The organism is Flagellimonas oceani (assembly GCF_011068285.1).
GTDB classification, from domain to species: Bacteria; Bacteroidota; Bacteroidia; order Flavobacteriales; family Flavobacteriaceae; genus Flagellimonas; species Flagellimonas oceani.
In genome coordinates this window covers 1,339,608-1,351,808 of record NZ_CP049616.1, presented here as the reverse complement: position 1 = coordinate 1,351,808, position 12,201 = coordinate 1,339,608, and the positions used below count along the sequence as shown (strand labels likewise).

The following is a 12,201-nucleotide window of genomic DNA, read 5'->3' as shown; positions in this document are numbered from 1 at the left end:
GCTTTACTTTTCGATGATGGCTGTCACTTTTCCACAGCTTAGCATTTTTGCTCCATAATATGGGTTGCGGATGTCCTTAATGGCAGATAACCAATAAGCACCTCCGTTCAAGGCCATGGGGCAGAAATCCTTATAGATTTTTCCCGATGTAACGGTTCCTTTCAACAAGGGTTCCATTTCATTGCTCAAATCGGAAAAAGCCTTTCGCTGTCTCTCTAAATTATCGGTAGCAGCGATTTTTTGCGAGGCCGCCAATGCCGCTTCGGAACCCTCGATTTTTTCTAGCGCTTCGTTCAACATAACCGCTCCCTTTTGGGTATCGCCCGGATTGGAACCGACCAAGTCATTTTTAATGTGCTCGTAATGTTCGTAGGCATTGGCGATGTTCTTGTCGTTAAATTCCAACTCGACCACTTTCATCTCCATCTTGCTATGGTCATGGTTCAGTTCTATTTTGTGCTGTGCGTAGCCCATTGTAGTCCCCAACATGAGCAGGGTTACTACACCATGTTTTAAATTCTTCATTTATTGGATTTTTAGTTTATAAACTGTCCTTTAATTTTGAAACCCAATCGAGAACGGTTTTCCTCTTGTCCTCCGAAAGTTTTGCTTCCCTATGAATTAGTGTATAAGACCAAAGGGGCATTTCTCCATTTTCTATCTGACTTATGATCGATTTTAACTTGCTGTTCTTTCTTCTGTTTGAATAATCGGCCCATTCGTTAAAATTCAATTCTTCCTTGCCATGGGTAACATGATCCTCCAAAAACCAGGCAACGGGTTGCACTTTGTTGTACCAAGGATAATCCGTGTTGTTGCTATGGCAATCGTAGCAAGAGGTCTTGATGATGTTCTCCACTTGTTTCGGTACATCGTTCACAAGCATAAAGTCAGTTTTTGGTATTGTGTCGCTTTGGTTTCGGGAAGTGGGAAAAAACTGTATCCCCACAAACCCGACCAAAAACACTAGTGCTATGATTTTTATACTTTTCTTCACTTAGTTGATTTCCCTTTGTACTTTTCCACAAGTGAGCATCTTATCCCCGAAATATGGATTTTTGATTTCTTCATTCATGCTTAGCCAGGCACCTCCTTTGTTGTTATCATACATTGGGCAATATTGTTCATACAAAGTATTTTCTGTACCAGTAATGGCGACCATATCGACTACATCTTTGCTCAAGGTTTTAAAGTGCTCACGTTGATGCCCGATGTCACTTTTCGCGATATGTTCTGCATGTTCGGTGGCATCTTCAATAATGTCTTTCAGCTCATCCTGCTGTTCATCACTGAATTTGCTCGTATCGAAGTTCTTTAGGCTGCCTTCAAGCTTTTCTCCTGCCTTTGCGGCCCCATCTTTGTCATCGGACACAAGAGCATTCTTTAGCGTCAGATAGTCAGCGATGACTTCAGATGACATCATTGCCATTTCGCCATGATTCATGTTGTCATGGTCCATTTGCGAATGGTCTTCCATAGCGCCATCCATATGGCCGCTGTCCTCCATTTGTTCTGTTTGGTGACCTTCTTGGTTTTCCTGCACTTTTTTCTTGTCTTTGCAAGATGTGGCCGATAGGGTTATGATTGCCATGGCCAAAATTCCAGTTGTTACATTTGATTTTCTCATGATTGTTGAATTTGATGTTAATTATAGTTTTACATTTTGCTGTTCAATAGTGTCGAGCAATTTTTTCAAGATGTTCTTTGTGTTTTTGGCCACCTCTATTATTTCTTTCTTCTTTGCGGAAGACCAAGTCGAATCTGTATCTTCTATCGACACTTCGATAATCGTATTATTTTCCACTTCCTTAATGGTTACATTGCACGGAAAAAGAACGCTCATTTGAATATCATTTGAAATCAGTTTTAATGCAGTTTCTTTTTCACATACCATTAGAATGAGGTGCCGAGGCATCTTTTCCATATCTGAACTGAGATACTCGCGCACGTCAAATTCACCAACAAGGTCAAGACCTAACTTTTTAATGCCATTTTTTACGTTTTGTACGGTTTCCTCAAATGTCAAACTACCGTACCTCCGCGTAATGCAATAAGGGGTACTCTGACTTTCTGAATAATTTTGTTGCGAGACCCATTCGCTTTTACCCTTATTATTTTCCATATTTATCCCTTCTAAAGTTTCTCGATCACATTTTCCAATTTGGCGGTAATATCATTTGCGATTTCAGCCAATATTTCATTGTCGACTGCTTGCATTGAAGCCATTGGATTTACCGCCGCCACTTCTACATTCCCTTTCGATACGTCCTGCACGATTACATTGCAAGGCAACATGGTACCTATCTTATCTTCGGCTTCCAGTGCCTTATGGGCATAGGGCGGATTACAGGCACCGAGGATCTTGTACTTTTTAAAATCAACATCCAGTTTCTTTTTCAGGGTTTCCTTGACATCGATTTCGGTCAAGATGCCAAAACCCTCTTTTTTCAGTTCTTCCGTTACTCTCTCGATTACCTTATCAAAGTCTTCGTTAAGGGTCTTGTTGAAATAATATTCCATCGTTTTAATTTTTAGAGTTAATAGTTCGTTTTTGTTCTTCGTATTCTTCTTTGGATAGTTCGCCTTTGGCGAATCGATTGTCTAGAATTTCCATAGGATTTTCCTTGGTCCTGGAACCTCTGCTATTTCGTCCGTTATACATAAAAAAGGCCAACACCAAAATGACCGGTATCAATACCCACCACCACATCATCATAATTGTAGAATTTCAATAGTTATTTTCTGTTTTCAATCCACCTCGGTATTCAAAGGCTTACGCTCCTTTATTTTTCATTTTTTCTTTCATCTTTTTCATCATCTCTGGATTTTTTTCCATCATTTTCTGCATCATTTCTTCCATCATATCAGGATTCTCATCCATCATATTTTTCATTCTTTCCTTCATCTGTTTTTTCATCATTTCGTTTTTGTGCATTTTTTCCATCAACATCTTACGGCCCTTTTCACTCTCCATCATCTTATCGAGCATTTTGGACTGCATCTTTTCCTTCATTTCAGGATTCTTCTCCATCATCTTCTGCATATGGGCCTGCATTTTTTCTTTCATTTCGGGATTTTTGTCCATCATCATTTTCATATCCCCAGATTCCATCTGCTCCATATGGGCTTTCATCAATAATTTTTTGGCCTCTTCATTCTTTCTTGCCTCACTGATAAAATTGGCAAACTGCACCGGATTTGAGATAATCTCTTGATAGATGGCATTTCTATTTTCATCTACCTGCATGGTCTCGGAGGCATTGAAAGTTGATTTACAGCCAACCATCGTTGCTATTAATCCGATTGTCATTAAAATTCCTTTTGTTTTCATTTTTCTAATTTTTATAGATTCATACATCATTTTTAAAATCTTCTTTTTCATCACTATCATTTCTTTTCAAAAACCATTTTTCTCCGAAAAAAATCAAGACCATTAGTAGGACCGCCACTAGTACGACCAATACATCACTGCTTACCTTTATCCAAAGAAAAGCCCCAAGAACCACTACGTCTAGAATAATAGCAGTAATCAAAACGGCAGGATTGGCCTTAACATCCTTACGAAGATTTTTAAACACTCCCCAATGGATTCCTATATCCATAATCAAATAAAATATAGCACCCAATGAAGCGATTCTCGTAAGATCAAATAGAACCGTTAAGGTTATGGCCAGAATTACTGTATACACCAGCATATGTTTTTGAAGCCTGCCCGGCATACCAAAATGCTCATGGGGAATCAATTCCTTTTCGGTCAGCATTGCTGTCATTCTGGATACTGCAAAAATGCTTGCTATCACACCAGAAATTGTCGATATGATGGCGATACCCACTGTGAACCAAAGCCCATACTTGCCAAAAGCGGGGCGGGAAGCTTCTGCCAATGAATAGTCTTTCGCTGCTATGATTTCGTTTATCGAAAGATTGGAAGAGACCGCAAAAGCGACCAATAAATAGACCACCGTACAGATGAGCAAAGAAATGACAATTGAACGCCCAACATTTTTATTGGGTTTGACTATTTCATCGCCACTATTGGTAATTGTAGTGAAACCTTTGTAAGCCAAAATAGATAGAGCTAATGCTCCCAAATAATTAGTGATTGGATATTCCGTCAGACTTTCGGACGGAACTACTTCGGAGAATGAAAAACCTGCGGCCCATAGACCGCCTATGGCAAAAATGGCTATCCCACCTATTTTTAGAATGGCCATGACCAAAGAGGCCTTTCCGATAACTTTGTTGCCCGAAATATTGATAAGAAAGGCGACAATCAGCAGGAATACCCCCAAAATGGGCACCCAAACACTGTTATCATCTACATCGAACAATTGTAGAGTGTACGAGCCGAAGGTACGTGCAACCAAACTCTCGTTGATGACCATTGACAAGGCCATCAACAACGCTCCGGAAGCTGTCAATGCACTTTTACCATATATCTTCTTGAGATACATGGCGATACCGCCCGCAGAGGGATAGGCATTGGACATCTTAACATACGAATAGGCACTAAAACCCGAGATAATGGCCCCCAGCAAAAACGCATAGGGAAACCACTGACCAGACAATTCTGCTACCTGCCCTAACAGCGCGAAGATACCTGCGCCAATCATTACCCCCGTTCCTAGAGATACGGCACCGGTCAAACTCAGGCTATTTTTTTTGTATTGTCCCATGTGTTAAAATCGCATTGAAAGTCCGCCTCCCCAACCGAAACGGTTGTCGTAACTGCCCATTAAGGAAAAATCTCTGCTCAGGACATATTCCAATCCTACTTGCCAGGTCTGCTCTTGTTCAAAATCGGTTCCCGGTTCAAAATCATTGACCCAGCCAAAATCCATTTGATATTCGTATTCGCCAAAAAGGGCGAGTCTCTGAAAGATCATCGTAGCCGTCGAAAATGAAATCGTCGGCCGTAGTTTATTATCGATGCGTAGATCAGAATCTATCAACAATGGCAAGAAGTACCGGATACCCACTACTCCCGTGGTGCCTATTTCATCCATACTATCTTCCATTTCGTTTTCGACATTTACCCCACCGAAAACACGGAAATAACTGTTCAGCCATCGTTCATAGGTAAATTCGGCTTCCAAGTTCTCGTTCCATCCATATTCCGCTCGCAATATGAACTGGTTTCGGATGTTCGTAGTGGTCAGAAAAAACTCGCCCATGTGGCTGGCACCCGTAACCTCACCCCATGTCCACATATGGTCGGCCTCGGTGGTCAGGTTGGATAAGGGATACCCTTTCAATCGTTCATCCCTTGGGGTGTCATAGCTGAATACCCTTGCCATACCACTGTTGATATGGTACAGTACGTGGCAATGAAAGAACCAGTCGCCATATTCATTGGCATCGAATTCGATGACCACTTTTTGCATCGGGGCCACGTTGACCGTATGTTTTAAGGGCGAATATTCGCCGTGTTCGTTCAGTACCCTGAAAAAGTGTCCGTGTAGGTGCATCGGGTGGTGCATCATGGTCAGGTTGTTCAAAGTAATGCGCACTACTTCGCCTTGTTCAATTTTTATTTTATCGGTTTCTGAAAGCGGAACCCCGTTGATGCTCCATACGTAACGGTTCATGTTTCCCGTAAGGTTGAACAGCATTTCCCTAACAGGTTTGTTGTCTTCGTATACCGTTTTTCCGGGTGCTTTGAGATAGTTGTAGTTAAATTCCGGATTGCCCCCGGTTTTCATGGCATCGCCAATGACCTTGTCGGCGGGCAGCACATAGCCCATTTTCATATCCATTTTATCGTCTTTCATCTCCATTTTGGCATGATCCGTCTTATCCTTTGGCATTTTCATCTTACCCCCTTCATCTTCCATCTTTTGGTCATTCTTCTGCATTTGATCTTCTTTTTGCATATCCATTTTGGAATGGTCCATTTTCATACCGCCCATATCCATCGCATATTTTTTCATCACTTTGATGGAATCGTTTTTGGAGGGATTGAATTTGGCCGCGGGTGCACCCATCTTCATGTCCATCGACATCATGTTTTCCATTAGTTTGATAAGGTCGGGTATAGGTACCGTGGGGGCTTCCAAAACATCGCCCGTCCCTAGATAGGCGGAAGCCTGACCAGATCCGTCCTGAGAAGTGGCACGTATTTCAAGTTTTCCGCTTTGTGGTATGGTCACTATAAAATCATAGGTCTCGGCCACACCGATAAGGGTCTTGTTCTGTTTTACCGGCACTACATCAAGGCCGTCGGCAGAGACCAACATAGGGTCATTACCACCAAATGTCAGCCAGAAATAGGAAGCTGCGGCCGCATTTACGAAGCGCAATCGTACCCGTTCGCCGGGATTGAAATCAGGGTATTCATTAGAAGATTTTCCATTTATAAAAAACAGGTCGTAATAATTGTCCAATATGGCCATATCGGGCATACGCTGCCACATCATTTTTAGTTTCGCACCTACCGCACCTTTTGAGATTACCTTGTCCCAACTTTGAACCTGGTCCTTTTTGATTAGGTACCACTCATTGCCTCGTTTAAGGTTTCTCAGTTGTGTCTTGGGATTTTCATCCATCCAATCCGAAAGTATCAGTACCAAATCTTTGTCATACTCAAGATTTGTTTCTTTGGGATTGATCTGGATGGAGCCATAAACACCACGTTGTTCCTGTAAACCCGTATGGGAATGGTACCAATACGTGCCCGACTGTTTCAGCGCAAATTTGTATTGTTGGGTCTCGCCGGGTTCAATTGGTGGCGTTGTAAGGTAAGGTACGCCGTCGTAGAAGTTGGGCAGTATCAACCCATGCCAGTGTACCGAGGTTTCGACATCCATCGTATTGGTTACGTTGATAATGGCAAACTCGCCCTCGTTGAATTCGAGATTGGGTCCAGGAATACCACCATTGATCGTCATGGCCTTCACATCTTTTCCGGTATAGTTGACCGTTTCGTAACCAATGGTCAAATCATAGACCCGTTCAGGCCAATTATCCACATTTTCTTCGCTTTCATTGGATACTAATTGTGCGGCAATGTTGCACGAAATGAGAAGTACCAACAACACTGTAATTTTTCTGATCATGATTCTCATTTTTGTGGTTTATAATATTTTATTTTATTCAGTCGAGATACCTTACTCCTATCGATACGGACATTAACTCCTTAGATAATTGATAATGGCCGACTGCACAAAGTAGCCCTTGATGGATTCAATTCGATTGATTTGAAACCTAAGCTGAAGCTCTTGAATATCGAGCACATCGTTAAAATCGATGGTTCCGGTCTCGTAGCTTTTGATAAGGATTTCCTCCCCGTCCTTGGCCTGTCCGATATTTTTTGTTTGGGTCCTAAAACGAATCCTGGCAGCCATTCTGTTGTTAATGGCCTCGCTCAAAAGTGTTTCGAGCTTGTTTCTTCGTTCTTGCTTTTGGGCGGTTATTTCCTCTTGCCTTAATTTGTTCTGTTGGGAAATGGATTTGTATTTATTGTTGAATATCGGGATGGACACCGATACCATCGGCATCAAGATGTCCTTTCCGTTATCATCGAAAGACATATCAGGCCTTTCGGCAACGGGTACGTAATCCAATCCGAAACCAAGATTCGGTAAGGCTTCTTTTTGGTTCAAGATTTCAGATTGTTCGACCGACTCGTACAACTTGTCATACTTTAAAAGTTCAGGATGCAGGTCAAGGCTTCCTTCTTCCGTTATCGGGTCTTGTTCGGGTACCGTAAGCCCTTCGTAAACTTCGACTTGTGTTTGTTCGTCCCTATTCAATAGATTGTTGAACAGCGTTTGTTCGGCCAAATACTCCTGTTCCAAAACTTCTTTTTGCTGAAGCAGTTCGTTCTGCCGAATCTGCAAGCGCAACACATCTACTGCGGAGGCATTACCAACTTCTACCGAGGTCAAGGCCAATCGTTCATAGGTTTCCAGCAATTCTATATTTTCGTCCAAAACGCTTTGCTTCGCCCTTATCGAGAATAATCGGTAATAGGACTGAGATACCGACAACGCCAATTTTCTTTTGACGATGACCAGCTCTTCGTATTGGGCATCGGCCAATGAACTTGCATAATTTTCACGGGCGGTAATGGTACCGAACCACGGGATCATCTGTTTTGCCGAGAACCGTGCTTTCTGTGCTCCGGTCCGTGTTTCGGGCTCGCTTACGAAAAGTCCGGCACTTACCTCCGTATTGGGCAAAGTATTGACCTCGTTCACTCTTTCGGAGGCAATATTGTACCGCAGCTCAAAAGCCTGGATTTCCGGATTGTTGAGTTCGGCCTGTTGGATAAGGCTTTCCAGTTCCTGTCCGTTCACAGAAGCGATGGATACTATTCCGATCAATATGTATAGGTATTTCTTCATTTGGACATTCTTTTTAATTGAAACTCGGCCTTCCAACTGTACAACACTGGAACAACAAATAGGGTAATCAAGGCGATAAGCATCCCCCCGAAAGAAGGGATCGCCATCGGAATCATAATATCGCTACCACGGCCGGTGGATGTCAATACCGGAAGCAGTGCCAGAATAGTGGTTGCGGTCGTCATCAAACACGGACGGATACGTTTTTCACCAGCTTCGACAACCGAATCCCTAACGGATACAAGGGAATCGGGCTTGTTTCTATCAAAAGTTTGGGTCAGGTAGGTGGCCATGACCACACCATCATCGGTTGCAATACCAAAGAGCGCAATAAACCCAACCCATACGGCAACACTCAGGTTAATGGTATGCATCTGGAAGAGGTCTCGTAGGTTTTCCCCGAAAAAGTTGAAGTTCAGGAACCAATCCTGACCATAGAACCAAATCATCAGAAAACCTCCGGCAAAGGCAACAGCAATCCCGGTAAACACCATCAATGAGGTACCTACTGAACGGAATTGGAAATAAAGAATCAAGAATATGATGGCCAATGCCAGCGGTACTACGACCGATAGCGTCTTTTCGGCACGTAGTTGGTTTTCATAGGTACCGGTAAACAAATAATTGATGCCCTTGGGAACCACCAATTCTCCATTATCTATTTTTTCTTGTATAAGGGCCTGTGCATTCTCGACCACCTCGACTTCGGCAAAACCGTCCAACTTATCGAACAGTACATAACCCACCAAAAAGGTGTCTTCGCTCTTGATGACCTGTGGTCCCTTTTCATATCGAATGGTAACCAACTCGCTCAAAGGAACCGGGCTTCCCTTGGCAACGGGAACATAAATATTCTCTAAGTCCGCTGGATTCTCTCGCAATTCCCTTGGATACCGTACTCGAACTCCATAACGCTCACGGCCTTCAACAGTTTGGGTAAGCACCATGCCGCCAACCGCTACTTGCAACACGCTTTGCACATCTTCAATGGTAATGCCGTATCGTGCCAAACGCTCCCTGTTGATATCTATAAGCAAATAAGGCTTTCCGACAATTCGATCGGCAAACACGGCTTCATCCTTGACCCCCTCGGCCTCCTTTAAAATGTCCTCCAGCTTGAGGCCAAAGGCTTCTATTTCCTTTAAATCTTGCCCTTTTACCTTGATACCCATGGGCGCACGCATGCCGGTCTGCAACATGACCAAGCGGGTTTCAATAGGTTGCAGTTTGGGCGCGGATGTAACGCCTGGAAGTTTCGTTACACGTACAATCTCGTTCCAAATATCATCGGGGGATTCAATTTCAGGCCGCCAGTTTCTAAAATATTCCCCATCATCGTCGGGAATCAAATCCTTTTGTTTAACAGAGAATGCAGAAACTATGGCAGATTCATCGTAATTTCCTTCATCATCTACAACCATGTTCGGATTGGTCACAAAGGTGCCGTCCCTGAGTTCGAAGAGGCCATCTTCATTGACCTTGAACCGTTGGCGCTCCCTGTTCTCGTTCAACATGTATTCTGGCTTGTACTGGATGACGTTCTCATACATCGACAAGGGCGCCGGATCCAATGCGGATTCGGTTCTACCGGATTTGCCGACTATCGTTGCTATTTCAGGAATACTGGCTACAGCCATATCCAGTTGCTGCAATACCCGTTTGTTCTCTTCGACACCGGCGTGCGGAAGGGAGGTAGGCATCAACAAAAACGAACCTTCGTTCAATGAAGGCATAAACTCCTTGCCCGTATTGCGCATAATCATTACTCCGAATACCACAATGGCGGTGGGTATGGAAAGAAATATCAGCTTATTCCGTAATGCCCAGCGAAGTATCCTTGTATAATAGTTCCGGAATATGGTAAAGAAGCCCAGTAGTCCGAAACATATAAGCGAAACAAAAATCAGGTTCCAAAAAATACTCTTATCAAGACCGAGAGGTCTCCAGTATTCCGCCAAAACAAAAACAATTGCAAAGGCCGAAATAATGATATTGATAAGATTGGCTCGTTCTTCGGAAAGCGAAAATCCAGTGGAAATACGTGATGCCAATTCCGGATTTTTTAGCAAGCCTACGATACCGAAGGCAATCAATATAAATCCTAATAAAAAGCCATAAGCAAGGGCTATAATCCCTAGAAGTATCAATATTCCATTAACGGCGTATCCAGTAGTTTTCTTTATGCTTTTTTTTCTAAATAGAAAGGCCGCAAATGGTGGTATCAAAAATAAGGCTACGATAATGGATGCGGTAAGCGCAAAGGTTTTTGTAAAGGCCAAGGGTCTGAAGAGTTTTCCTTCGGCCCCGATCATCGTAAATACCGGAATAAAACTGATGATGGTGGTCATCACGGCGGTCAATATGGCCCCCGACACCTCTGCGGTGGCATTGTAGACAACGGTATTAATGGGTAGGCCCTCTTCATTTTCGTCCAAATGCCGTATGACGTTTTCCGAGAGTATGACCCCTACATCCACCATGGTTCCAATGGCAATGGCTATACCCGAAAGTGCCACGATGTTTGCATCCACATTGAATAGCTTCATCGCAATAAACACCATAAGCACTGCAACCGGTAACAGTCCCGATATCAGGATGGATGCCCTTAAATTGAAGACCATGATAATGATGACCAAAATGGTAATGAATATTTCCAAGGTCAGGGCCTCGTTGAGGGTTCCGAGCGTTTCTTGAATAAGTTCGGTCCTATCATAAAAAGGAACAATGGTAAGTTGGGATGTTCTGCCATCCTCAAGTACTTTTGAGGGCAGTCCGGCACTTAAATCATTGATTTGGTCTTTGACATTATTGATGACTTCCATGGGATTGGCACCATACCGTGCGACCACTACCCCCCCGACAACTTCTGCTCCTTCCTTATCCAATATGCCGCGCCGTGTGGCCGGTCCGTAGGAAACATTTGCAATGTCCTTTAAGCGAATGGACGTGTAATCCTCAGAGGTAACGACTGCATTCTGTAGATCCTCGATGGACTTCACATACCCAAGCCCGCGAATGAGATATTCGGCCTGGTTGATTTCCAAGGTCTGTGCCCCAATATCACGATTACTTTGTTTTACAGCTTTTACCACCTGCTGTAGCCCAATACCATATTGCTTCATCAGTTCGGGATTCACATCTACCTGATATTCGAGTACATAACCCCCTATAGAGGCCACCTCTGAAACACCGCTTGCCGATGATAGGGCATATTTGACATAAAAATCCTGAATACTTCTAAGCTCCTGTAAATCCCAGCCGCCTGTGACATTTCCTTTCTCATCGCGTCCCTCCAAAGTGTACCAGTAGATTTGTCCAAGTCCTGTGGCATCCGGCCCCAATGCAGGGTTGACCCCGTCGGGCAGTAAACCGCTCGGTAAGGAGTTCAATTTTTCAAGGATTCGACTGCGGCTCCAATAGAACTCGATATCCTCTTCAAATATGATATAGATACTTGAAAATCCGAACATGGAGGAGCTACGGATGGTCCTAACCCCTGGTATTCCCAAGAGTGAGGTTGTCAATGGATAGGTAATTTGATCCTCGATATCTTGTGGGGAACGACCGTCCCATTTGGTAAAAACAATCTGCTGGTTTTCCCCGATGTCAGGTATGGCATCTACGGCAACAGGGTTTCTTGGTAATGAGCCAGTGCTCCACTCGAAAGGGGCGTTTACGGTTCCCCAGCCTACAAAAAGGACTAGGAGCAAAACGGCTACCAATTTATTTTCGATAAGGAATTTGATGCTTTTATTCAGCATGGTATTGATGATTAAGTAATTAGAAGTGCTGGCCGGAAACCAACGAAAACAGGATAAGCCCTAAACTGCTATCAGTCGGGCTGTAAAATGCTATT

General features: G+C 43.4%; 11 protein-coding genes. All 11 read right to left on the bottom strand.

Annotated features, from left to right (window positions below; genetic code table 11):
• Nucleotides 1-3: 3 nt before the first annotated feature.
• Nucleotides 4-525 (bottom strand): DUF3347 domain-containing protein, encoded by a 522-nt coding sequence (locus tag GVT53_RS06265; RefSeq protein ID WP_067033744.1) that lies wholly within the window; start codon nucleotides 523-525, stop codon nucleotides 4-6.
• A 16-nt stretch (nucleotides 526-541) separates the two neighbouring features.
• Entirely contained in the window at nucleotides 542-997 is a 456-nt protein-coding gene (locus GVT53_RS06260; RefSeq protein WP_067033748.1) for a heme-binding domain-containing protein, read from the bottom strand.
• Nucleotides 998-1,627 (bottom strand): DUF3347 domain-containing protein, encoded by a 630-nt coding sequence (locus GVT53_RS06255; RefSeq protein WP_067033751.1) that lies wholly within the window; start codon nucleotides 1,625-1,627, stop codon nucleotides 998-1,000.
• A 21-nt stretch (nucleotides 1,628-1,648) separates the two neighbouring features.
• Nucleotides 1,649-2,122, bottom strand: a complete 474-nt coding sequence (locus tag GVT53_RS06250) for a DUF302 domain-containing protein (protein WP_067033754.1) — start codon at nucleotides 2,120-2,122, stop codon at nucleotides 1,649-1,651.
• 11 nt (nucleotides 2,123-2,133) lie between these two features.
• On the bottom strand, nucleotides 2,134-2,520 hold the full coding sequence (locus GVT53_RS06245) for a DUF302 domain-containing protein (RefSeq protein ID WP_067033756.1): 387 nt from the start codon (nucleotides 2,518-2,520) through the stop codon (nucleotides 2,134-2,136).
• A gap of 4 nt (nucleotides 2,521-2,524) precedes the next feature.
• The gene (locus tag GVT53_RS21030) at nucleotides 2,525-2,614 is read right to left on the bottom strand and encodes an SHOCT domain-containing protein (RefSeq protein WP_240905217.1); all 90 of its coding nucleotides are present in this window, start codon (nucleotides 2,612-2,614) and stop codon (nucleotides 2,525-2,527) included.
• A 159-nt stretch (nucleotides 2,615-2,773) separates the two neighbouring features.
• Nucleotides 2,774-3,331: a DUF4175 domain-containing protein gene (locus GVT53_RS06235; RefSeq protein ID WP_232520874.1), complete on the bottom strand. Its 558-nt coding sequence runs from the start codon at nucleotides 3,329-3,331 to the stop codon at nucleotides 2,774-2,776.
• A gap of 19 nt (nucleotides 3,332-3,350) precedes the next feature.
• Complete coding sequence (locus tag GVT53_RS06230) at nucleotides 3,351-4,676, bottom strand: APC family permease (RefSeq protein WP_067033762.1); 1,326 nt, start codon at nucleotides 4,674-4,676, stop codon at nucleotides 3,351-3,353.
• Between the two features lie 3 nt (nucleotides 4,677-4,679).
• Entirely contained in the window at nucleotides 4,680-7,055 is a 2,376-nt protein-coding gene (locus GVT53_RS06225; protein WP_067033765.1) for a multicopper oxidase domain-containing protein, read from the bottom strand.
• Between the two features lie 72 nt (nucleotides 7,056-7,127).
• Nucleotides 7,128-8,345, bottom strand: a complete 1,218-nt coding sequence (locus GVT53_RS06220) for a TolC family protein (RefSeq protein WP_067033769.1) — start codon at nucleotides 8,343-8,345, stop codon at nucleotides 7,128-7,130.
• A complete protein-coding gene (locus GVT53_RS06215) occupies nucleotides 8,342-12,106 on the bottom strand; it encodes an efflux RND transporter permease subunit (RefSeq protein WP_067033771.1) in 3,765 nt (1,254 codons plus the stop codon). Before GVT53_RS06215 ends, GVT53_RS06220 begins: the two co-directional genes overlap by 4 nt.
• Between the last annotated feature and the right edge of the window lie 95 nt (nucleotides 12,107-12,201).